General features: G+C 72.6%; 19 protein-coding genes and 1 pseudogene. 13 read left to right on the top strand and 7 right to left on the bottom strand.

The window, feature by feature from the left end; genetic code table 11:
• The first annotated feature begins 271 nt into the window (after window positions 1-271).
• Window positions 272-682, top strand: coding sequence for a hypothetical protein (locus tag ABD343_RS16950; RefSeq protein WP_344528912.1), 411 nt, complete (start codon window positions 272-274; stop codon window positions 680-682).
• Between the two features lie 9 nt (window positions 683-691).
• Here ABD343_RS16950 and ABD343_RS16955 read toward each other — a convergent pair whose 3' ends face one another.
• Both ABD343_RS16955 and ABD343_RS16960 read right to left on the bottom strand, forming a co-directional pair.
• The gene (locus tag ABD343_RS16955; RefSeq protein WP_425578194.1) at window positions 692-1,984 is read right to left on the bottom strand and encodes a cytochrome P450 family protein; all 1,293 of its coding nucleotides are present in this window, start codon (window positions 1,982-1,984) and stop codon (window positions 692-694) included.
• A gap of 2 nt (window positions 1,985-1,986) precedes the next feature.
• Window positions 1,987-3,282 carry a cytochrome P450 gene (locus ABD343_RS16960; protein ID WP_425578195.1) on the bottom strand — a complete coding sequence of 432 codons (1,296 nt, stop codon included), beginning with the start codon at window positions 3,280-3,282 and terminating at the stop codon, window positions 1,987-1,989.
• A gap of 257 nt (window positions 3,283-3,539) precedes the next feature.
• Here ABD343_RS16960 and ABD343_RS16965 point away from each other — a divergent pair, with 257 nt between their 5' ends.
• The 12 genes and pseudogenes from ABD343_RS16965 to ABD343_RS17020 all read left to right on the top strand — a co-directional run bounded on the left by ABD343_RS16965 (window position 3,540) and on the right by ABD343_RS17020 (window position 17,894).
• A complete protein-coding gene (locus ABD343_RS16965) occupies window positions 3,540-4,625 on the top strand; it encodes a LacI family DNA-binding transcriptional regulator (RefSeq protein ID WP_344528914.1) in 1,086 nt (361 codons plus the stop codon).
• An 89-nt stretch (window positions 4,626-4,714) separates the two neighbouring features.
• Window positions 4,715-5,590 carry a carbohydrate ABC transporter permease gene (locus ABD343_RS16970; RefSeq protein WP_344529308.1) on the top strand — a complete coding sequence of 292 codons (876 nt, stop codon included), beginning with the start codon at window positions 4,715-4,717 and terminating at the stop codon, window positions 5,588-5,590.
• The gene (locus ABD343_RS16975) at window positions 5,587-6,423 is read left to right on the top strand and encodes a carbohydrate ABC transporter permease (protein ID WP_344528916.1); all 837 of its coding nucleotides are present in this window, start codon (window positions 5,587-5,589) and stop codon (window positions 6,421-6,423) included. The genes ABD343_RS16970 and ABD343_RS16975 overlap by 4 nt, the downstream gene beginning before the upstream one ends.
• On the top strand, window positions 6,423-7,745 hold the full coding sequence (locus ABD343_RS16980) for an ABC transporter substrate-binding protein (protein WP_344528918.1): 1,323 nt from the start codon (window positions 6,423-6,425) through the stop codon (window positions 7,743-7,745). The genes ABD343_RS16975 and ABD343_RS16980 overlap by 1 nt, the downstream gene beginning before the upstream one ends.
• Window positions 7,746-7,759: 14 nt before the next feature.
• Window positions 7,760-8,764: an ADP-ribosylglycohydrolase family protein gene (locus ABD343_RS16985; RefSeq protein WP_344528920.1), complete on the top strand. Its 1,005-nt coding sequence runs from the start codon at window positions 7,760-7,762 to the stop codon at window positions 8,762-8,764.
• Window positions 8,765-9,074: 310 nt separating this feature from the next.
• Window positions 9,075-10,268, top strand: a complete 1,194-nt coding sequence (locus ABD343_RS16990) for an ADP-ribosylglycohydrolase family protein (RefSeq protein ID WP_344528922.1) — start codon at window positions 9,075-9,077, stop codon at window positions 10,266-10,268.
• Window positions 10,265-11,428 (top strand): ADP-ribosylglycohydrolase family protein, encoded by a 1,164-nt coding sequence (locus ABD343_RS16995; protein ID WP_344528924.1) that lies wholly within the window; start codon window positions 10,265-10,267, stop codon window positions 11,426-11,428. The genes ABD343_RS16990 and ABD343_RS16995 overlap by 4 nt, the downstream gene beginning before the upstream one ends.
• A 420-nt stretch (window positions 11,429-11,848) precedes the next feature.
• A pseudogene (locus ABD343_RS17000) lies at window positions 11,849-13,201 on the top strand (ADP-ribosylglycohydrolase family protein); the annotation flags it as partial.
• 6 nt (window positions 13,202-13,207) lie between these two features.
• Entirely contained in the window at window positions 13,208-14,167 is a 960-nt protein-coding gene (rbsK, locus tag ABD343_RS17005) for a ribokinase (protein WP_344529310.1), read from the top strand.
• Window positions 14,164-15,360, top strand: a complete 1,197-nt coding sequence (locus ABD343_RS17010; RefSeq protein WP_344528926.1) for a CaiB/BaiF CoA transferase family protein — start codon at window positions 14,164-14,166, stop codon at window positions 15,358-15,360. The genes rbsK and ABD343_RS17010 overlap by 4 nt, the downstream gene beginning before the upstream one ends.
• Window positions 15,357-16,205, top strand: a complete 849-nt coding sequence (locus tag ABD343_RS17015) for an HpcH/HpaI aldolase/citrate lyase family protein (RefSeq protein WP_344528928.1) — start codon at window positions 15,357-15,359, stop codon at window positions 16,203-16,205. Before ABD343_RS17010 ends, ABD343_RS17015 begins: the two co-directional genes overlap by 4 nt.
• 132 nt (window positions 16,206-16,337) lie before the next feature.
• Entirely contained in the window at window positions 16,338-17,894 is a 1,557-nt protein-coding gene (locus ABD343_RS17020; protein WP_344528930.1) for an APC family permease, read from the top strand.
• A 27-nt stretch (window positions 17,895-17,921) separates the two neighbouring features.
• Here ABD343_RS17020 and ABD343_RS17025 read toward each other — a convergent pair whose 3' ends face one another.
• The 5 genes from ABD343_RS17025 to ABD343_RS17045 form a co-directional block, all read right to left on the bottom strand.
• Window positions 17,922-18,662, bottom strand: coding sequence for a VIT1/CCC1 transporter family protein (locus tag ABD343_RS17025; protein ID WP_344528932.1), 741 nt, complete (start codon window positions 18,660-18,662; stop codon window positions 17,922-17,924).
• A gap of 87 nt (window positions 18,663-18,749) precedes the next feature.
• The gene (gene mnhG, locus ABD343_RS17030; RefSeq protein WP_344528933.1) at window positions 18,750-19,112 is read right to left on the bottom strand and encodes a monovalent cation/H(+) antiporter subunit G; all 363 of its coding nucleotides are present in this window, start codon (window positions 19,110-19,112) and stop codon (window positions 18,750-18,752) included.
• Entirely contained in the window at window positions 19,109-19,420 is a 312-nt protein-coding gene (locus ABD343_RS17035; RefSeq protein WP_344528935.1) for an MrpF/PhaF family protein, read from the bottom strand. The genes mnhG and ABD343_RS17035 overlap by 4 nt, the downstream gene beginning before the upstream one ends.
• Window positions 19,411-19,995 (bottom strand): Na+/H+ antiporter subunit E, encoded by a 585-nt coding sequence (locus tag ABD343_RS17040; RefSeq protein WP_344528937.1) that lies wholly within the window; start codon window positions 19,993-19,995, stop codon window positions 19,411-19,413. Before ABD343_RS17040 ends, ABD343_RS17035 begins: the two co-directional genes overlap by 10 nt.
• Window positions 19,992-21,674: a Na+/H+ antiporter subunit D gene (locus ABD343_RS17045; RefSeq protein ID WP_344529311.1), complete on the bottom strand. Its 1,683-nt coding sequence runs from the start codon at window positions 21,672-21,674 to the stop codon at window positions 19,992-19,994. Before ABD343_RS17045 ends, ABD343_RS17040 begins: the two co-directional genes overlap by 4 nt.
• Window positions 21,675-21,825 lie beyond the last annotated feature (151 nt).

Below are 21,825 nucleotides of genomic sequence, written 5' to 3' on the forward strand. Positions count from 1 at the left end.
CGCGGGCCCGTTTCGCTGCGCGGCTCTCCGCCGCGGGGCGCGACGGTTCAGGACTCCTGGGCTTACCACACAAGGGGCTCGGGCGGTGCCCCCATGCGCAGACCTCCCAGGCACGGCACGGAGGCGGGGGCACGCTCGCCTCACGCGCCGCGCGGCGGGCGCCGTGGCCGAGACGGCGAGATTCGAACGTCCTCTAATTCATTGACACCAAATTCAGCCGCGCCATAGCTTTCTCGCACCCTCGAAGAACAATTTCCTGGAAAGGGAAAACGTGAAATACACCAGGCACTTTACTGCCCTTGCGGCCACCGCCGCCGTCTTCGCGCTCGCCGTGCCCACCGCGCAGGCGGTCGGAAAGCAGGACGTCTCGGTGCAGGCCGGCCAGGCCCGGGCCATTGTCAAGGACGGCGGCAATGAGTGGGGCCACGGCTATTTCGACCCCGACGGCGACAAGTTCTTCGCCTCCGACTACACCGACCCGGGCGGCTGGCGGATCAAGGCCAGGCTCCAGAAGAAGACGGGCGGCACCTGGCGCACGGTTGCCACCTGCACCGCTCGCGACAGCGGCGGCAGGGAGTGCTCGCAGAACATCGCCGAAGGCACCCGCGTCAGGGTGAAGGCATGGGCCTACAAGGGCAGCGACACCGCACACGGGACCTCTTGGAAGTACACCAACGCCTGACCCCGCCCCCTAACCCAGATATACCGGGAGTGACTCCAGCTCATTCTGAGTGAGCACCGGGCGATTACGGATTTCGCCCAACGGGGCCGCCAGCCGGATATCCGGAAAGCGTGCGAAAAGAGCCGGGAGCGCGATGGACGCTTCCAGCCTCGACAGAGCGGCCCCCGGGCAGATGTGGGGGCCGTGGCCGAAAGCCATATGGCGGATCGGGGCCTCGCGCCGCACGTCGAACTCATCGGCGTCCTCCCCGTGCTGCGACCGGTCCCGTCCGATGGCCCGGTACGACATCACCACGCCTTCCCCCTCGCGGATCACCGTGTCTCCCACCGCGATGTCCTCCGTCGCGAACCGCATCAGCAGATGCGTGGACGGTGACTCCCAGCGCAGCGTCTCCTCGATCACGGCGTCCCAGCCGACTTCCCCGTCCAGCACCAGCCGGAGCTGGCCGGGGTGGGTCAGCAGCGCCCGTACGGCGCACAGGATCAGGCCGATCGTGGTCTCGTGGCCCGCCGCGACCATCGCCTCCAGATTGCCCGCGACCTCCCGCGGCGTCAGCGGCTCGCCGCCCTCGTCGGCGAGGATGAGCGCGCTGGTCAGATCGTCGGCGGGGTGCTCGGTCTTCTGCCGGACCAGGTCCGCGTAGATGCCGTCCAGCTCCGCGATGACGGCGAGGCGCTCGTCCTGCGGGGTGAGCATCGAGAAGAACGCGTCGTAGAGCGTGTGCAGCCGGGGGCGCAGCTCCTCGGGGACGCCCATGAGCGCGCACACCACCGACATCGGCAGCGGTCCCGCGAAGGCGGCCTTCAGGTCGACAGGATCATCACCCGCGCCGCCCGCGTCACCCGCGCCGCCCGCCCGCCGCTCCGCCATCGCGTCCAGCAGCCGCTCGCAGATCGCCTCGACCGTCGGGCGCAGCTCCTCCAGCCGCCGGGGCGTCACCGCCTGGGCCGTCTTGACGCGGAGTCTGCGGTGCTCGCTCCCGTCCGCCGTGAACATCGACTGTCCGGCGTCGACCATCCCGATCAGCGGCCACTCATTGGTGACCTGGCCGCTCTTCCACAGGTTCCACCGCCGGATGTCCTTGACGAGCCGGGTGTCGGTGAGCAGCTTCCGCGCGTCGGCGTGCGTGGTGATCGTCCACGCCTCGGCGCCCATCAGCTCGATCCGCGTGACGGGGCCCGCCTCGCGCAGTGCCGCGGTCTCCCCGGCCAGATTTCCGACCAGGGGGTCGATCACCAGCGGGTCGATCGGCATGGGCCCGGTGCCGGTCCCCTCGGAGCCGTTCCCCATCGGGCACTTCATTCTCAACCTCCGTACGCAGGGGTGGGAGCGAACTGGACGGGCAGCACGGTCATGCCCCGCAGGAACGGGGAGGGCCGCCGGGCGAGGGTGTCGGCCGGGACCGCGAGATCGAGCCCGGGCAGCCGGTCGAGGAGCACCTCGATGCCCGTACGGGCGATGATCTCGGCGATCTCCTGCGCGGGGAAGGGGCACTGGAACTCGCCGTGGCTGAAGGCGAAGTGGGCGAAGTTGCTGTTGCGCAGGCCGTCGGCGGAGCTGCCCGGATCGTGGGCCGCCGGATCGGCGTTGGCCCCGGCGAGGCCGAGCAGCAGCATGTCGCCCGCCTTGATCGACTGCCCGCCGAGCCGGGTGTCGCGCGCGGCCCAGCGCCCGGCGAGGATCTGCGTGGGGGTGTCCTCCCACAGCACCTCGTTCATCGCCTCGGGCACGCTGTGCCGGCCGCCGGTGAGCGAGGCGGCGAAGCGGTCGTCGGTGAGCATGAGCCGCACGGAGTTGCCGATCCAGTCGGCGGTGGGCAGATACCCGGCGGCGGTGATCGCCATCAGGTCGAGCGTGTACTCCTGGTCGGAGAACGGCTCGGGGTGCGTGACCATGTACGAGACCACGTCGGCACCCGGCGTCGTCTTCTTGTGCCCGACGAGCCTGCCCATCAGCTCCAGGGAGTGGTCGAAGCCGCCGATCGCGTCGGCGCCGCCGTCGGCCATCGCGCCGAGCGAGTGGATCAGCGCTTCGTCATCGGACTCCGGGAAGCCCAGCATCCGGGCGAGGGCGAGGACGGCGAGCGGCTTGGCGTACGCGGAGATGACCTCCGCCTCGCCCGCGCCGCAGAACCGGTCGATCAGCCCGTCGGCGATCGACTCGGTGGAGCGGCGCAGCTCGACATGGCCGACGCGCTCCAACGCGTCCTGGACCATGGTCAGATGGCGCCGGTGCTCCTCGCCGACGGTGAAGTAGACGGAGGGCATGCGCTGGCCGACCATCGGGCGCAGCGGCCAGTCCTCGGGCAGCGTCTCCCACTGGTTCCACAGGCCCACGTCCCGGGGGAAGAGGGTGGAGTCGGTGGTGACCTGGTACATCTCCTTGTAGCCGATCACCAGCCAGGAGGGCACGTCGCCCGGGAGCACGACGGGCACGACGGGGCCGTGCGTGCGCCGCATGTCGCGGTAGACGCCTTCGAGGTCGGTGTGGAACCGGGGGCCCATGAGCGGGACGGGATCACCGCCGCCGTGGGCCGGGCAGCCGGGGGGCGGACCGGGGGTCTGCGGGTGGGGCGGCTGTGCGTGGGGCTGACTGGTCACGATCGCTTCTCCCCTAGCGGCCGGTGGCGCTGAACGACGGTTGATTACCGTTGCTTGTCAACTCGGAGACAGCCTAGGTCCGTTGGGGATCATCATGGGCCACATCTCGCACACAAGTCATCACCAGTTCACGCATTTTCCGAAACACCCTTGACACCTTCCGGCCTCATGAGCAGTATCTGTAAACGTTTTCAGCTCGCTGTAAAGGTTTACAGCCTTCACGGCGGGCCCCACCGGAGCGGCAAAGGAGCTGCCTGATGTCCGATGGCGGAGGACCACCCACCATCGTGTCGATCGCGGAACGCGCCGGCGTCTCGATCGCCTCGGTCTCCCGGGTGCTGAACGGTGTGGGGGCGCGCCCCGACACCGTGCGCAAGGTCGAGCGCGCCGCGGCCGAACTCGGCTATGTGCCCAACGCGGTGGCCCAGTCCCTCAAGGGCGGCCGCACCAAGCAGCTCACCTTCGCCATGCAGGACATCGGCAACCCGGTCTACGTCGCGATGGTCCGCGAGATCCAGGCCGTCGCCCGCGCCGCCGGGTACCGGCTGCTGCTGCACTCCACCGACGCCGTGATCGAGGACGAGCTGGCCGTCGTCCGCAGCCTCGGCGACCGGACGAGCGACGGGCTGATCCTCTGCCCCATCCGCATCACGCCCGAGCACATCGAGGTGCTGAGCCAGGCCGCGGGCCCGGTCGTCGTCATCGGCTCCCTGCCGGGCGACGTCCAGGTCGACGCGGTGCAGGCCGACTCGGTGGCGGGCGCCCGGCTCGCCGTGCAGCACCTGGCCGAGACCGGGCGCCGCCGCATCGCGCTGATCAACGGCCCGCTCGACACCGTCCCCGGGCACAACCGCCGCCAGGGCTATCTCAAGGCGCTCGCCGACCTCGGCCTGCCGCACCATCCCGACGCCGAGCGCGCCACCGAGTTCGGCCTGGCCGCCGGGCGTACGGCCGCGCACCAGCTCCTCGACGAGCACCCGGACCTGGACGCGTTCTTCTGCGCCAACGACCAGCTCGCGCTGGGCGCCAGCCAGGCCGTCCACGAGCGCGGGCTGCGGATACCCGAGGACATAGCCGTCGCCGGGATGGACGACAGCGACCTCGCGCAGGCCGCCTGGCCGCCGCTGACCAGCGTCGATCTCGGCTCCGTCGAGCGCGGCAGGCTCGCCGCGCGGATGCTGCTCGACCGGCTCGGCGGCGCGGACCTGGAGGCGACCAGGGCGCGGCGCACAACCGCCGTCCCCCGCCTCGTCGTCCGCGGCTCCACGGACCCCGCCGCGCCCGCCGCCCCCGCAACCGCCCACGGCACCGGGACCGGATCCGGCACCGGGGCCTCCGCGTGAGCGCCGCGACGGCCCCCACCGGGCCCTCTTCGCCGCCGTCCGGGAACAGAGGCACGCCCCCGCCCCGTACGCCCGCCGCGCGCAAGCGGATGCTCGGGCTCGACCGGGGCGCCTGGTTCCTGCTGCTGCCCGCGCTGCTGCCGATCCTGGTGCTGAGCGCGGGGCCGCTGCTCTACGCGATCTCCCTCGCGTTCACCGACTCGCAGATGGGCCGCACGGTCGACACGGACTTCGTCGGCGTCGACAACTTCCGTACGCTGCGCCTCGACTCGCTCTTCTGGGAGTCGTTCCGCATCGGGCTCGTCTGGGCCGTCTGCGTCACCGCGCTCCAGCTCCTGCTCTCCCTCGGGCTCGCGCTGCTGCTCAACCAGAACCTCCGGTTCCGCTGGCTGGCCCGTACGCTCGCGCTCGTCCCCTGGGCGATGCCCGAGGTCGTCGTCGGCATCATGTGGCGGCTCGTCTACCACCAGGACGCGGGCATCCTCAACAAGACGCTGCGCGACCTGCATCTGATCGGCGAGAACGTCGACTGGCTGACGAACCTCTCCCTCGCCCTCCCCGCCGTGATCCTCGTCGGTGTCTGGGCGGGCATGCCGCAGACCACCGTCGTCCTCCTCGCCGGGCTCCAGAACGTGCCGCAGGAGCTGAACGAGGCCGCGCAGCTCGACGGCGCGGGCGTCTGGCGCCGGTTCGCCTCGGTCACCTGGCCCGCGGTCAAGCCGGTCGCGATCGCCATCACCGCGCTCAACTTCATCTGGAATTTCAACTCGTTCGGCCTGGTCTACGTGCTGACCCAGGGCGGGCCCGGCGGCAAGACGCGGCTGCCGATGCTCTTCGCGTACGAGGAGGCGTTCAAGTACGGCCAGTTCGGCTACGCCGCCGCGATGGGCGTCGTGATGATCGCCGTCATCGCCGTCTTCCTGACGGTGTTCCTGCGCAAGCGCCTGAAGGAGGACGCGTCATGAGAGCCACCCGTGTCGCGGGACGCACCGGGCAGTACGTGGCCCTGCTCTGCTATCTCGTGTTCCTCGCCTTCCCCCTCCTCTGGCTGCTGTCCACCTCGTTCAAGTCCCCGCAGGAACTGGGCAGCATCGATCCGACCTGGATCCCGGAGCATCCCTCGCTCGACAACTTCCGCGAGGCGTTCGACGCACAGCCGCTCGCCCGTTCCGCGCTCAACAGCCTGATCGTCGCGGGCAGCGCCACGCTGATCTCGGTGACCATCGCCGTGCCCGCCGCGTACGCGCTCGTCCGCTTCCGCTCCAAGGTGAGCAGCGCGGCCACCGGCTGGATCCTGGTCAGCCAGATGTTCCCGTTCGTGCTGGTGATCATCCCGCTGTTCCTGCTGCTCAAGAACGTCCACCTGATCGACTCCCTCTCGGGCCTGATCATCGTGTACGTCGTCTGGAACCTCCCCTTCTCGCTCTGGATGCTCCAGGGGTACGTCAAGGCCGTGCCCGTCTCGCTGGAGGAGGCCGCGGCGATGGACGGGGCCGGCAGGTTCCGCGTCCTGCGCAGCGTCGTCCTCCCGCTGCTCGCGCCCGGCCTGGTGGCGACGCTGATGTTCTCGTTCGTCACCGCCTGGAACGAGTTCTTCTTCGCCCTGGTGCTGCTCAAGTCCCCGGAGAACCAGACCATGTCCGTGATCCTCACCCGCTTCCTCGGCGCCGAGGGCGTGGCGGACCTGGGCCCGCTGGCCGCCGCCTCCGTCCTCGCGACGATCCCGAGCCTGCTCTTCTTCGCGCTGCTCCAGCGCCGGCTGGCCAGCGGCATGATCGCCGGGGCGGTGAAGGGCTGATGCGCCGCTTCCGCGCCCGTACGGCGGCCTCCGCACTGCTGGCCACCGCGCTCCTCGCCTCCCTCACCTCCTGCTCCGGCGGGGGCGACGGGAACGGCGACGGCACCGTCACCCTCGACTACTACAGCCTGGCCTGGCAGAAGGAGTCGGTCGCCGCCAACAAGAGGCTCGTCGCGCGCTGGAACAAGACCCACCCCAAGGTCAAGGTCCGCTATGTGCAGGGCTCCTGGGACACCGTCCACGACCAGCTCCTCACCTCCTTCGAGGGCGGCGAGGCGCCCGACATCATCCACGACGACGCCAGCGACCTCACGGACTTCGCGTACGGCGGCTACCTCGCCGACCTGCGCGGCCTGCTCCCGGAGAAGCTGCGCGCCGACATCCCGCAGCGCACCTGGGACAGCGTCACGATGAACGGCGGCAAGGTCTACGGGGTGCCGTTCTCCCAGGAGCCGCGGGTGATCGTCGCGAACAAGAAGCTGCTGGAGAAGTCGGGCGTCCGCATCCCGACCGCCGCGAAGCCCTGGACCTGGGACGAGTTCGAGAAGGTCTCCCGCGACCTCACGGTCAAGGGCAAGCGCTTCGGGACCGTCTGGACGATGAAGGAGCCGGTCAAGCAGTCCGTGAACCTCTCCCTGTCGACCGGCGGCGAGATCTTCACCGAGAAGCGCACGGACGACGGGCCGAAGAACGAGGTCCGCTTCGACCGCCGCGACTCCGCCGTCAGCGAGCTGATCAACCGCCAGGTCAACAAGGACCGTACGGCCCCCAGGAGCGGGCTCGGCATGGCCGGGTCCGACGCGCTGCCCGGCTTCTTCGCCGGGAAGTACGCGACGGTGCCGCTCAACTACTCGTTCCGCCAGCAGGTGAAGCAGCAGGCGCCCGACGGCTTCGAGTGGACGGTCCTCCCGATGCCGCGCGGGGACGGCCCGGGGCAGAACGCGCAGGGCGTCGTCCCGCAGACCCTCTCCGTCTCCGAGGAGAGCGCCCACAAGCGGGCGGCGGCGAAGTTCATCGCGTACATGTCCGAGCCCACGCACATGGCCGAACTCGCCAAGGGCGACTGGATCCTCCCGACCGGGCGCGAGGCCCTCGAGGACCCGGCGCTCAACCGGACGAAGGACGGCTGGCGCGTCGGCGTCGACACGGCGAAGACCCTCCGCCCCTCCCCCACGCTCGGCGTACGGGGCTACGCGGAGTGGTCCGACAAGATCGCCACCCCCGCCTTCCAGCGCTACTACAACGGCGACACCTCGCGCGCGGGCCTCGCCCGCTCCCTCACCCACGACGGCAACCTCATCCTCGACCGCTACCAGAGGTAGGCACGATCCGCACCATGACGCACAGGGACAGAGCCCGGGGAGCGATGCTCGGGCTGGCCGTCGGCGACGCGCTCGGCGCGCCCGCCGAGAACATGAAGCCCTCCCAGATCCGCGAACGCTGGGGCCGCATCGAGGGCTTCGTCTCCGACGACCCCGCGGGCACGGACGACACCGAGTACGCCCTCTTCTCCGGGCTCCTCCTCGCCGAGCACGGCGAGGCCCTGACCGTCGAGGACGTCGAACGGGCCTGGCACCGGGACATCGCCGACCGGGAGGAGGGCGCGTTCAAGGGCGCCGGGTTCAGCGAGCGCGGCACCCTGGAGAACCTGCGGCGCGGCCTCGCCGCGCCGATCTCCGCGCAGCACCGCCACGCGTGGAGCGACGGACTGGCCATGCGGGCCGCGCCGTTCGGGGTGTTCGCGGCCGGCCGCCCCGTCGAGGCGGCCCGCCTGGTCGCCATCGACGGCACCGTCAGCCACGACGGCGAGGGCATCTACGGCGGCCAGGCGGTGGCCGCGGGAGTCGCGGCGGCGATGGTCAGCGACCACCAGGACGCGGTCGTCCAGGCGGCCCTGTCCGTCATCCCGGAGAACTCCTGGACCTCCCGCTCCCTCCAGCGCGCCGTCTCCGCCGCGCGCCGCGCCCGGCGCAGACCCGAGGCGACCCGGCTCGGCATCGAGCGCGAGGTGCGCTCGTCGGTGGTGATCGGCGGCTACCCGTGGACGGACCTGGCGCCGGAGGCCGTCGGCCTGGCGTTCGGCGCCTTCACGGCGACGTGCGGCGAGTTCACGGCCTCCGTCCTCATGGCCGTGAACATGGGCCGCGACGCGGACACCACGGCCGCCGTCGCGGGAGCGCTCGCGGGAGCGCTGCGCGGCGCCCGCGCGATCCCCGACGACTGGGCCGACGCCATCCGCCCCGCCCGCGGCACCTGCCTCCCCTCCATGACGGGCCGCCACGTAGTGGAGATCGCCGACCACTTGACCCCCGACCACACCGAGGCAAAGGAGGCCTCATGACCCCCGCGCCCACCGGGTGCGCCGCCGAGGCGGCCGTCGACGCCCACGCCGGGACGGCCCCCACGAACGCCGCCACGCGGGAAACGGCCGCCCGGACGCGAGGGACGGTGAGTGCGCCAGGGACGACGGGCACGCACGGGACCGCCCGCACGCCCGGGACGACAGGCCCGTACGGGACGACGGGCGCGCCGGGGACGACGGGCGCGTACGGGACGGCCGGCGCGCGGCGTGGCGCAGCCGGGGCCGTGCGCGGGGCGTGTCCCGCCGTATCGGGCGTCGTCGGAGACCACCACCAGGCCAAGGACAGGCGATGACCAGCACATGTATCGAGTCCGTTTCCGAGGCGGCCGGGGAGGGGGACCTCCGCCGGGTCGAGGGGCTGCTGCTCGGGCTCGCCTCCGGGGACGCCGCGGGCTGGCCCGCGGGACGGCACCGTGCCGCGCGGCTGCCGGACTGGACGCGGCGGCTGACCCGGGAGCTGGACACGTTCGCCGAGCAGAACGCGACGACGACGCTGCCCGTGCCCATCGCACTCAACCAGCCGCCGGAGCCGCTGCGGCTGGGCCCGTCCGACGACGCGGAGTGGGCGGCGTTCACCGCGTACGCCGTGCTGTCCGCCGACGGCACCCCGCACAGTGACCTGACCCCCGACCAGCGCGTACGGGCCGCGCTCACACTCTCGTGGAACGCCCTCGCCGACGAGGTCGCCGCCGCGGCCGAGCGCGCGGAGGAGATCGAGTCGGCCCAGATCCCGCTGCGCGCCCGGATCTCCGTACGCGCGGGCCTCGGCAATCTCGCGGCGGGCCTGCGGCCCCCGGCCACCGGCCACGACAACCCGCACTACTTCGACGACGCGGCCTGCGTACGCGCCGCCGTGCTCGCCGTCGTCCACCCCGGGGACCCGCTCGCCGCCGCCGGGCTCGCGGAGTTCGACGCCCGTTACACGCAGGACGACGACGGAGTGCACGGCGCCCGCGCGACGGCCGCCGCCGTCGCCGTCGCGCTCGCGGGCGGCCCCGTCGAGGAGGCCGTCGCCGCGGCGCTGGCCCAGCTCCCCGACGGCACCGAGATCCGCCGCAACGCGCTGCGCGCCGTCGAGCTGGCCCGTACGGCCGTCGCGGACCGGCCCGGGATGCCGGGCAACGCGTTCGCGCTCGTGCCCGTCCTGGAGCACGAGATCGTCGACCACGTCTACAGCTACGGCATCGCCGCCGCCGAGACCGTGCCCGTCGCGCTCGCCTGCGCCACGGCCTCGGCGGGCGTCCTCAGCGAGGCCGTACCGGCCGCCGCCTGCATGTCGCGGGTCGCCGACTCGGCGCCCGCGCTCGCCGGGGCGCTGACCGGCGCGCTCGGCGGCGCGCCCGGCGTCCCGCGCGCCTGGCGCGAGGCGTGCCGGACCCTGTCGGGCTGCTCCCTCCCCCAGTTCGCCGGGGCCGACCTGGTCGAGACCGCCGACCGGCTGGCCACCCACCACCTGATCCTGGAAGGACCCCTGGAGTCATGAGCACCCCCCTCTCGCCCCTCTCTCTGGAGGACCGCACCGCAGGCTGCCTGGTCGGCGCGGCGGTCGGCGACGCGCTCGGCGGACCCGTCGAGGGCTGGACCCCGGAGGCCATCGCCGAACGCCACGGCGGACGCGTCCAGGGCATCGTCGAGCCCTTCTACAAGGACGAGTGGCGCACGGCCCGCCCCATCGCGCCGTACCACAAGGGCGACGGGCACGTCACCGACGACACCCTGATGACGCACGCGCTGGTCCGCGTCTACGAGAAGGTCCGCGACCACCTCGACGCGTACGCGGTGGCCGACCACCTGGTCCCCGACCTCATCGGCACCCCGCGCTGGATCCCCGAACTGGAGGCGGAGGCGCTCCCGCTCCAACGGATCTTCCTCGCCGAGAAGTGGCTGGTGGCGAGGCTGCACTACGGCCACGTCGACCCGCGCGAGGCGGGCAGCGGCAACATCGTCAACTGCGGCGCCGCGATGTACATGGCGCCTGTCGGCGCGGTGAACGCGGGCAACCCCGAGGCCGCCTACGCGGAGGCACTGGAGGTCGCGGCACCCCATCAGTCCTCGTACGGCCGGGAGGCGGCCGGTGTCTTCGCGGCGGCGGTCGCGGCGGCGTACCGCCCGGGCGCGGGACCGTCGTCCGTGGTCGACGAGGCCCTCCGCCTCGCGAAGGACGGTACGCGGGCGGCGATCGAGGCGGTGGCCGAAGTCGCGTCGCGCTACACGGACTTCGAGCCCGCGCTGCGGCCCCTGCGGGAGGCGGTGGCCCCGTACGACACGGTGGGGCCGGACTATCGCAACCCGTCGCTGGGCGCCCGGCGCCCCTCGCGTCTCCACGCGATCGAGGAACTGCCGATAGCCCTCGGCATGCTGCTGATCGGCGGCGGCGACTACCGCCACACGGTCCTCGGCTCCGTCAACTACGGGCGTGACTGCGACTCGATCGCCACGATGAGCGGCGCGATCGTGGGCGCGTTGCGCGGCGGAGCCGCGGTGCCGCCGGAATGGTCCGAGGAGGTCTCTCGGGCCAGCCGCCTCGACCTCGCCGGTCCGGCCTCGGCTCTGTCGGCGGTCACCCGCGAGGTCTTCGCCCGCGACCTCGACCGCCGCCGCACCCACGAGTCCGCCTTCGCGGAACTGGAGGCCACAAGGTGACGCCCTCGCTCCCTTGCCCTCTCCCCGTGCGCCGGGAAGCCGCTGCCCCTTCCGCTCCGCTGCGGGCCGCGCCGTGCGTCGTGGCCGCCCGCGCAGTTCCCCGCGCCCCTGACGGGGCATCTCCGCCGCTCCCTCCCGCGAAGCTTGGGAGGTCTGCGCGAAGGCGCAGGGCTGGCAAGCGCAGCCCCCATGCCGGGTGCCCGCCGCAACGGGGCCGGGCAGGGGGTGCCCCGCCTGTGCATCGCGGGCTGCGAGAGCACCGTGGCTGGTCGCGCAGTTCCCCGCGCCCCTATCGGGGCACCTTCGCCGCTCCCTCCCGCCGCGCTTGGGAAGTCTGCGCAAGGCGCAGGGTTGGCAAGCGCAGCCCCGATGCCGGGTTCGCACCCGTATGCCGGACGACCGATCGACCTGGAGCCCCGTATGAGCACTGAGTCAAGGCCCCTGCGACTTACCTGGGTTCAGCCCGAGGATCTCGTCGGGCATGAGTTGGCGCAGGCCGAGCAGGACGGCCGGGACGTGACCGGCGTCAAGCAGAGGTGGCTGGACGCCGGAGGCCACCTCGCGCCCGAGAGGGCCGGGGCCTCCCCCGACCCCGCGAGCCCGGAACTCCGCGCTCTCGCAGAGCAGTTGCTCGACGCACTCGACCAGCACCCCGAACCGCCGGACGAGCCCACCGCGCTGGACGCCATCCGCGCCGCCTGCCCGGCATGGCCGGCCCCCGCACCGGCCGCCCCCGGAATCGAGGCACGGCTGCACGCCGCATGGCTCGGCAGAGCCGCCGGGTGCCTGCTGGGCAAGCCCGTGGAGAAGGTCACCCTCGACGGCATCCGGGCCCTCGCCCGCGCCACCGGCAACTGGCCGCTCGGCGACTGGTTCACGGAGCGCGGGCTCGACCCCGGGATCAAGGCCGCCCACCCCTGGAACCGCCGCTCGGCCCCCACCTCCCTCGCCGAGAACATCGACGGCATGCCCGAGGACGACGACCTCAACTACCCCCTCCTCAACCTGCTCCTCCTCGAACGCCACGGCCACGCCTTCACCACCGCCGACGTCGCGAAGCTGTGGCTGGACGAGCTGCCGGCAGGCCGTACGTTCACCGCCGAACGCGTCGCGTACCGCAATCTGCTGGACGGCGTCGAGCCGCCCCGCACCGCCTCCCGCCACAACCCGTTCCGCGAGTGGATCGGCGCGCAGATCCGCGCCGACGTCTTCGGCTGGACGCACCCGGGCGACCCGGGCGCCGCCGCCGAGGCGGCGTGGCGCGACGCGGTGCTGACGCACACCGCGAACGGCGTGTACGGCGCGATGTTCACGGCGGCGGCCCTCGCCCACGCGGCGGGCCAGGGCCCCGGCACGGACGTCCACGCCTGCCTGGAGGCGGGCCTCGCGGTCGTACCGCCGCGCTCCCGCTACGCGCGCGCCGTCCGTACGGGCATCGACGCCGCCCGCACCTCCGGCGACTTCGACGAGGCCGTGGACCGGCTCCACGCCGCCTACAGCGACCACCACTGGGTGCACGTCCTGCCGAACGCCGCGCTGCTCGCCGCGGCCCTCACCCACGCGGACGGCGACTTCACCGCGTCCATCTGCCGTACGGTGTCCGGCGGTTGGGACACGGACTCGAACGGCGCGACGGCCGGTTCGCTCGCGGGCCTGCTCGCCGGTGGACCGGACGCGCTTCCGGAACGGTGGACCGGCCCGCTCCGCAATCGCCTCGCCACCACGGTCGGCGGCCTGGACGGCATCGGGTTCGACGAACTCGCCGCGCGTACGGCCGCGCTGGTCCGGGAGTCCGGCGACCGGCGGCCCGTCCTCACCGTCTTCGGCAGCGCCAACATGGACCTGGTGGCGACCGTGCCCACGGCACCCGCGCTCGGCGAGACCGTGACCGGTACCGCGTTCCGCACGGTCCCCGGCGGCAAGGGCGCCAACCAGGCCGTCGCGGCGGCCCGCGCGGGCGGCGTCACGCACATGATCGGCGCGGTCGGCGACGACGAGTTCGGCGCGGAGATGCGTGCCGCGCTCGACGCGTCCGGCGTGGGGACCGGCGGGCTCCGTACGGCGGAGGGCGCGAGCGGCATCGCGCACATCACCGTGGACGGGAAGGGCGCGAACTCGATCATCGTCGTGCCCGGCGCGAACGCGACCGTCACCGGGCTCGCCCCGGAGGACGAGCGCAGGATCGCCGACAGCGACGCGCTGCTCCTCCAGTTGGAGACCCCGATGGAGGGCGTGATCGCGGCGGCGCGCGCCGCCCGCGCGCACGGCACCCGCACCGTCCTCACCCCCGCACCCACCCAGCCGCTCCCGCCCGAACTCCTCGACGCGGTCGACCTGTTGGTGCCGAACGAGCACGAGGCCGCCGACCTCACCGGCGAGCGGGACCCGCACGCGGCGGCGCGGGCCCTGCTCGCGCTCGTGCCCGAGGTCGTGATCACCCTCGGCGCGCGCGGCAGCCTCTACGCGGCGCGCGGCGCGGAGCCCGTGACCGTACCGGCGTACGAGGTCGAGGCCGTGGACACGACCGCCGCCGGGGACACCTTCGTCGGCGCGCTGTGCACCGCGTACGGGGAGGGCGTCGCGATGCCGGAGGCGCTGGCCTGGGCCTCCGCCGCCTCCGCGCTGGCCGTGCGGCGGCCCGGGGCCTCCTCCTCGATGCCGACCCGCACGGAGATCACCGCCTTCAGGCAGCGGACCACCACGCAGCGGACCACCACGCAAAGGACGAGCGCACCATGAACGACACCGCCCCGCCCCTCCAGGGGCTCCGCGTCCTCGACCTCGCGACCCTCTTCGCGGGCCCCCTCGCCGCCACGCTGCTCGGCGACTTCGGCGCCGAGGTGATCAAGGTCGAGCACCCGCGCAGGCCCGACCCGTCCCGGGGCCACGGGCCCAGCAAGGACGGCGTGGGCCTGTGGTGGAAGCTGCTGGGCCGCAACAAGCGCACCGTCACCCTCGACCTGTCCACCCCGGGCGGGCGCGACGTGCTGCTGAGGCTCGCCGCCGAGTCCGATGTCGTGGTCGAGAACTTCCGGCCCGGCACCCTGGAGAAGTGGGGCCTGGGCTGGGAGGAGCTGTCGGAGGCCAACCCGGGGCTCGTGCTCGCCCGCGTCACGGGCTTCGGGCAGACCGGGCCGTACGCGCGCCGTCCCGGATTCGGCACCCTCGCGGAGGCGATGAGCGGCTTCGCGGCGGTCACCGGTGAGCCGGACGGGCCGCCGACGCTGCCGCCGTTCGGCCTCGCGGACTCGATCGCGGCGCTCTCGACGGCGTACGCGGTGATGACGGCGCTCGCGGGCCGCGACCGTACGGGCCGGGGACAGGTAGTCGACATGGCGATCATCGAGCCGATGCTGACGGTGCTGGGCCCGCAGCCGATCTGGTACGACCAGCTCGGCTACGTCCAGCCCCGCACCGGCAACCGCTCGGCGAACAACGCGCCGCGCAACACCTACCGCACGGCCGACGGCCGCTGGCTGGCCGTCTCGACCTCGGCGCAGTCCATAGCCGAGCGCGTGATGCGTCTCGTGGGGCGCCCGGAGTTCATCGAGGAGCCGTGGTTCGCGACGGGCGCGGGGCGCGCGGCGCACGCGGAGGAGCTGGACGAGGCGGTCGGCGGCTGGATCGCGCGGCACGAGGAGGCGGAGGTCGTCCGCGCCTTCGAGGAGGCGCAGGCGGCGGTCGCGCCGGTCTTCGACGTGCGGGACGTGATGGAGAACGAGCAGTACCGCGCGCTGGGTTCGATCACCGAGGTCGAGGACGCGGACCTGGGCACCGTGAAGATGCAGAACGTCCTCTTCCGGCTCTCGGAGACCCCCGGCGCGATCAAGTGGGCGGGCCGCGCGCACGGCGCCGACACGGACGAGGTGCTGTCCGGCCTGGGCCTGTCCGAGGCCGAGATCGCCGCGCTGCGGGAGGAGGGCGCGCTGTGAGCACCGAGACGCCGCTGACCTGGCTGTACGCGCCCGGCGACCGCCCCGGGGTCGTCGCCAAGGCGCTGGGCTCCGGCGCCGACGTGGTGCTGGTGGACCTGGAGGACGCGGTCGCGCCGGACCGCAAGGAGTACGCGCGCGCCGCCACCGCCGAGCTGCTCGCGGACCCGGCACCCGGCCCCGTGCCGATCCACGTACGCGTGAACGCGCTCGACGGGCCGCTCGCCGAGGACGACGTCCGTACGCTCGCCGGGCTCCCGGGCCTGGCGGGCCTGCGCCTCCCGAAGGTGACGGGCCCCGCGGACCTCGCCCGCGTGGCGGCATGGGCGGACGGCACGCCCCCGCCCCTCTACGCGCTCCTAGAGAACGCGCTGGGCGTCGAGCGCGCGTACGAGATCGCGGCCGGCCCGCCCGCGCCGCACGGCATCGCCCTGGGCGAGGCCGACCTCCGCGCGGACCTGGGCGTGGCGAACGGCCCCGGACAGGGCCCGGGGCTGGCGTACGCGCGCGGCCGTGCCATCGTCGCCGCCCGGGCGGCCGGGCTGGCGCCGCCCCCGCAGTCGGTCTACCCGGACGTCCGGGACCTGGCCGGGCTCGCGGCGTCCTGCGCGGAGGGCCGTGCGCTGGGCTTCCTGGGCCGTACGGCGATCCATCCGCGCCAGCTCCCGGTGATCGAGGAGGCCTTCCGGCCCACGGCGGCGGAGGTCGAGGCCGCCGAGCAGATCGTCCGCGCGGCGCTGACGGACGCGGGCGCGCTGGCCCTGCCGGACGGCCGCTTCGTGGACGCGGCGGTGGTGGCGGGCGCCCGCCGCACGCTCGCGCTGGCGGGCCACGGGAAAATTTGAATCCGCGCATTTCGGACCGGGCTGCGGTTCTCGCAGGCAGGCAACTTCCTTGATTTCCCAGGCGTTTGCCCTTCCGTAACCCCCGAATGATCTCCCCCGGGTGCGAATACAGCATCACTTACGGTCCTGCTCATGGTTCAGCCCCAGACGCAGCCCCGGTCCGTCAGCGCCGACGCACCGGCCGCGGCGCCCTCCGAGGACCTCCGGGCCAAGGGTCTCAGCGGGAACTCGGTAGGGCTCCTCGCCAGCGCCGTGATCGGCATCTCCACCGTCGCCCCGGTGTACTGCCTCACCAGCACGCTCGGCCCGACCGTCGGGGAGGTCGGGCTCCAGACGCCCGCCGTCTTCCTCGCGGGCTTCCTGCCGATGCTGCTGGTCGCCTTCGCCTACCGGGAGCTGAACAGATCCGTGCCGGACTGCGGCACCTCGTTCACCTGGACCGTGAAGGCGTTCGGGCCGCGCGTGGGCTGGATGTGCGGCTGGGGCCTGGTGATCGCCACGATCATCGTGCTCTCCAACCTCGCCGGGGTCGCGACCTCGTACCTCTATCTGCTGCTCGGCGAGATCACCGGCAGCGCGCGGGTCGCCGCCCTGAGCGACGACAAGACGGTGCACGTCCTGACCGTGCTGGGGCTCGTGGCCCTGGCCACGGCGGTCGGCTACCGGGGCATCACGACCACCAAGTGGTTCCAGTACGCGCTGGTGGGGCTGCAGATGGTGGTGCTCACCGGGTTCGTGGCGATGGCCCTTGCCAGGTCGGGGAGCAGCGAGCTGTCGCTCTCCTTCTCCTGGAGCTGGCTGGACCCGTTCTCGGTGGGCTCGTTCGCGGCGTTCACGGCGGGCCTGTCGCTGTCGATCTTCATGTACTGGGGCTGGGACACCTGTCTGACGGTCAACGAGGAGACGTCCGGCAGCGCGAAGACGCCGGGGCGCGCCGCGATGATCTCCATGGTGGTACTGGTCGGCTCGTACCTGCTGACGGCCTGCGCGGCGCAGATGTACGCCGGGGTCGGCGAGCGCGGCGCGGGCCTGGGCAACCCCGCGACCTCGGACAACGTCTTCGCCGCCCTGGCGGGACCCGTGATGGAGCCCTTCGGCGTGCTCCTGTTCATCGCCGTGCTCGCGTCGGCGGCGGCGAGCCTCCAGACCACGTTCCTGCCGGTGGCCCGCACAGTGCTCGCGATGAGCGCGTACGAGGCGATGCCGAGATCCTTCGCCGCCGTGCACCCCCGCTTCCGCACGCCGGGGCGGGCCACGCTCGCGGCGGGCGGCGCGACGGGCGTCTTCTACACGGTGATGACGCTGCTCAGCGAGAACGTGCTGGTCGACACGGTCTATGCGCTGGGCCTCATGATCTGCTTCTACTACGCGCTGACGGCCTTCGCCTGCGTCTGGTACTTCCGCCGGGACCTTGCGCGGGGCCCCCGCGACCTGGTCTGCAAGGGGCTCTTCCCTCTCCTCGGGGGCACGCTGCTGGCCGGGATCTTCGGCAAGACGCTGTACGACATGTGGGACCCGGCGTACGGAAGCGGCAGCCGTGTCCTGGGCGTCGGCAGTGTCTTCGTCATAGGCGTCGGCCTCCTGCTGCTGGGCTTCGCCCTGATGCTCCTCATGCAGCGCCGCAGCCCGTCCTTCTTCCAAGGCAAGGTCCTCACAAGAACGACCCCGCCCCTGACCACCGAGGACTGACCGCCCCGTCAGGGGCGCGGGGGGGGGTTACCCGACGGCGACGCCGAAGAGGTTGCCCAGGCCGTAGGTGACGGCTGCCGCCGCGCCGCCGAGCGCGAGCTGGCGGAGGCCGCTGAACCACCAGCTCTTCGCCGTCACGCGGGCGACAACGGCCCCGCAGACGAACAGCCCCACCAGCGCCAGCAGCACGGCGGGCCAGAGGGCGGAGGCCCCGAAGAGGTACGGCAGTACGGGGAGGACCGCGCCGACCGAGAAGGAGAGGAACGAGGAGACCGCGGCGGTCGTCGGCGAGGGCAGGTCGCCGGGGTCGATACCCAGCTCCTCCCGCGCGTGTATTTCCAGCGCCTGCTCAGGATCCCGGTGCAACTGCTTGGCGACCTCCAGCGCCAGCTCCGGCTCGACGCCGCGCGACTCGTAGAGCGCCGCCAGCTCATGGACCTCCTCGCGGGGACTGCGGCGCAGCTCGCGCCGCTCGACCTCCAGCTCGGCCTGGACCAGCTCGCGCTGCGAGGCGACGGAGGTGTACTCGCCGGCCGCCATGGAGAACGCGCCCGCCGCGAGCCCGGCGAGGCCCGAGATCACGATCGTCTGGGAGGAGGCGGCGCTGCCCGCGACGCCGGTCATCAGTCCGAGGTTCGAGACGAGCCCGTCCATGGCGCCGAAGACGGCGGGGCGCAGCCAGCCACCGTTGACATCACGGTGCGTGTGGTTGTCACGGTGGGCGACGTGGGTGGACTGGGTCGGATCTGAGACCCCGGCATCGGACATGGCCGGTCGCGCTCCTTTCACGAGCTTCGCTGACACACTCGAAGATATGCGCGAACCAGGGGTCCCCGCCAGCAAGGAAGGCCGAACTTACCTCTCTGACCTGCGCTTTTTCTCAAGAGCCGCGCCAAGGTCATCCACGACGAGATGCTCCTTGTCGACCCGTCCCGTCCGGTAGGCCGCGCGTCCGACCATGTGCGCGGCGACCGGCGTCGTCAGGAGCTGGAAGAGCCCGACGAGGAGCAGCGTCCCCAGGTCGATCACGCTGCGCAGCCAGAGCCCGGCGCCGAGCAGCACCAGCAGCAGCCCGAAGGACTGCGGCTTGGCCGCCGCGTGCATCCGCGTCAGTACGTCCGGCAGCCGCAGCAGTCCGATCCCGGCGAGGAGGCACATCAGCGCCCCGCCCAGCATGCAGACGACCCCGGCCAGGTCCGCCACCCGCGTCCAGTTCATGTGTTCGCGCCCTTCCCCTCCGCCGGGTCCTCGTCGTCGTCCGCGCCCGCCTCGTCGCGCAGCGCCATGAACCGGGCGACGCCGATCGAGCCGGTGAAGCCGAGGAAGGAGAGCACCAGCAGGACCGGCAGGTAGTACGCGTTGCGCTGCACCGCCGACTGCACCCCGATGCCCGCCATGGCCACCGACACGAGCGCGTCCAGCGCCACGGCCCGGTCCAGCGTCGAGGGCCCCCGCACCATCCGCAGCGTCACCATCGCGCCGGAGGCCAGCAGCAGTCCGACGATGACCGCGATCGTCACACCCACGGTCCGAACACCTCCTCCGCCGTCTCCGAGGCGTCGATCGCGGCGACGTCGGCGGGCGTGCCGAAGGCCCGTACGACGCGGGCCTCCAGGCGCAGCACCTCGCGCCGCGCGCGGTCGCGTTCGGCCTGGCTTCCCGCGCCCAGTACGTGCAGATAGAGCATCCCCGACCTGCGGTCCAGCTCCAGCACGGTGCTGCCGGGCACGGCGGAGACGGCCACCGCCGTGACGGTGAGCATCAGATCGCCGGGGCAGCGCATCCGTACGCCGAGGACCGCGCAACTGGGCGGGCCCGGCGCGAGGATGGACTTGTTGAGGCGCCAACTGGAGATCACCATGTCACCCAGGAAGCGCAGCGCGAACCGCACGACGCCGACCGGGTGGAGCCGGGCCTGCTTCTCGATCGGCGGCAGCGGGAAGACGAAGACGACGAGGACGCCGACCAGTACGCCCGACAGCACGTTGGCGACCGAGACCGTGCCCCAGAGCAGCACCCACAGCAGGGTCAGCCCGAGGATCATCGGCCACTGCGTCGCGCGCAGCCTGCTCGCGTCCGGCAGCCGCTGAGGGGCCGTCACCTGCCCATCACCGCCTCCACGTAGGGCGTACGGGCGAGGAGTTCCTCGGCGGCGCGTCCGGTGAGCCCGAACAGCGGCCCGGCCAGCACCGTGAACGCCAGCCCGAACAGCACCAGCGCGACGGTCGCGCCCGCCATGGTGCCCGGCAGGGTGCGGGTCGTCGTGATCGCCTGCCCGCCGAACGTGGCCACGCGCACGGTCCCCGCCGGTACGCCCGCCGGATCGACGCCGGAGCCGGTCCCGGAGTCCGCCCCGGAGCTGGACGAACCCGTGCCGGAGCCCGAATCGGAATCGGCGTCGGAGTCGTCGGTGTCCGGCTCCGCCGTGTCCAGCACCGTGCCCTCCGCGCACATCTCCGGCGTCGGCGCCCGCCAGAACGCCAGGTTCCACGCCTTCGCCATCGCGTAGAGCGTGAGCAGGCTCGTCGCCGTACCGGCCGCGACCAGGACGTACGCCATCGTCCCGCCGTCCGCGACCCCGGCCCGCAGCAGTCCCAGCTTGCCCAGGAAGCCGGAGAGCGGCGGGATGCCCGAGAGGTTCATCGCGGGGACGAAGAAGAGGACGGCGAGCAGCGGCGAGAGCGTCGCGAGGCCGCCCACGCTCTGCAGGTCCGTGCTGCCGCTGCGCCGCTCCACGAGCCCGGCGACGAGGAAGAGCGTGGTCTGCACGGTGATGTGGTGCGCCACGTAGAAGACCGCGCCCGAGACGCCGCCCGGGGAGTCCAGCGCGATGCCGAAGACCATGTACCCCATGTGGCTGACGAGGGTGAAGGACAGCAGCCGCTTGAGGTCCGTCTGCGCGACGGCGCCCAGGATCCCGACGAGGAGGGAGAGCAGCGCCACGAGCATCAGCGCCTCCTCCAGCCGGTCGCCGGGGAAGAGGAGGGTCTGCGTGCGGAGTATCGCGTAGACCCCGACCTTGGTGAGGAGCCCGGCGAAGACGGCCGTGACGGGCGCGGGCGCGGTCGGATAGGAGTCCGGCAGCCAGGCCGCGAGCGGGAAGACGGCCGCCTTGATGCCGAAGACGGTCAGCAGCGCGATCTGGATGACGGTCCTGATCCCCTCGGGCAGCGCGTCGAGCCGCGAGGGCAGTTCGGCCATGGTCACGGTGCCCGCCGCCGCGTAGACCATCGCGACGGCGGCCATGAACAGCACGGAGGAGAGCAGCGAGACGATCGCGTACGTCGCCCCGGCGCGGATACGCGCGATCGTGCCGCCGATGGTCAGCAGCACGTAGCTCGCCGTCAGCATGATCTCGAAGCCGACGTAGAGGTTGAACAGGTCGCCCGCCAGGAAGGTGTCCGAGACCCCGGCGACCAGCACGAGGTAGGAGGGGTGGAAGACGGAGAGCGGCGTCGCCTCGTCGTTGTCGGCCATGCCCTGGCCGAACGAGTAGATCAGCACGCACAGGGTCACGGCCGAGGAGACGACCAGCATCAGCGCCGAGAGCCGGTCGGCGACCAGCACGATCCCCACGGGCGGCGCCCAGCCGCCCGCGTACATCACCTGCGGCCCGTGCCGGTCGGCGGCGACGAGCAGCGTGAGCGAGATCGCGAGCACGGCGACGAGGACGGCGGCGCTGATGAAGCGCTGGACGCGCTCCAGGCGCATGCCGATGACCAGCTTCACGCCCGCCGCGCACAGCGGCAGGACGACGGGCAGCGGCACGAGTGCGCTCACGGCGGAGGCCGCCTCTACTGGCTGTGCGCCGCCGCTCATGAGTTCGGCCTCCGTGCGATTGCCGCGCAGGGGCTGCCCCCTGCTGTGCAGTGCGGGCTGCGGCTGCGCTGTGGCTTGTCGCGCAGTTCCCCGCGCCCCTGACGGGGCACTC

Origin of the sequence: Streptomyces albiaxialis, assembly GCF_039530985.1 — a bacterium.
Taxonomy (GTDB): domain Bacteria; phylum Actinomycetota; class Actinomycetes; order Streptomycetales; family Streptomycetaceae; genus Streptomyces; species Streptomyces albiaxialis.

Excerpts from the sequence above, each read along its gene's own strand:
- ABD343_RS16955 (WP_425578194.1), bottom strand. The coding sequence starts at position 1,984 with ATGAAGTGCCCGATGGGGAACGGCTCCGAGGGGACCGGCACCGGGCCC.
- ABD343_RS16965 (WP_344528914.1), top strand. The coding sequence starts at position 3,540 with ATGTCCGATGGCGGAGGACCACCCACCATCGTGTCGATCGCGGAACGC.
- ABD343_RS16970 (WP_344529308.1), top strand. The coding sequence starts at position 4,715 with ATGCTCGGGCTCGACCGGGGCGCCTGGTTCCTGCTGCTGCCCGCGCTG.
- ABD343_RS16975 (WP_344528916.1), top strand. The coding sequence starts at position 5,587 with ATGAGAGCCACCCGTGTCGCGGGACGCACCGGGCAGTACGTGGCCCTG.
- ABD343_RS16980 (WP_344528918.1), top strand. The coding sequence starts at position 6,423 with ATGCGCCGCTTCCGCGCCCGTACGGCGGCCTCCGCACTGCTGGCCACC.
- ABD343_RS16985 (WP_344528920.1), top strand. The coding sequence starts at position 7,760 with ATGACGCACAGGGACAGAGCCCGGGGAGCGATGCTCGGGCTGGCCGTC.
- ABD343_RS16990 (WP_344528922.1), top strand. The coding sequence starts at position 9,075 with ATGACCAGCACATGTATCGAGTCCGTTTCCGAGGCGGCCGGGGAGGGG.
- ABD343_RS16995 (WP_344528924.1), top strand. The coding sequence starts at position 10,265 with ATGAGCACCCCCCTCTCGCCCCTCTCTCTGGAGGACCGCACCGCAGGC.
- ABD343_RS17010 (WP_344528926.1), top strand. The coding sequence starts at position 14,164 with ATGAACGACACCGCCCCGCCCCTCCAGGGGCTCCGCGTCCTCGACCTC.
- ABD343_RS17020 (WP_344528930.1), top strand. The coding sequence starts at position 16,338 with ATGGTTCAGCCCCAGACGCAGCCCCGGTCCGTCAGCGCCGACGCACCG.
- ABD343_RS17025 (WP_344528932.1), bottom strand. The coding sequence starts at position 18,662 with ATGTCCGATGCCGGGGTCTCAGATCCGACCCAGTCCACCCACGTCGCC.
- mnhG (WP_344528933.1), bottom strand. The coding sequence starts at position 19,112 with ATGAACTGGACGCGGGTGGCGGACCTGGCCGGGGTCGTCTGCATGCTG.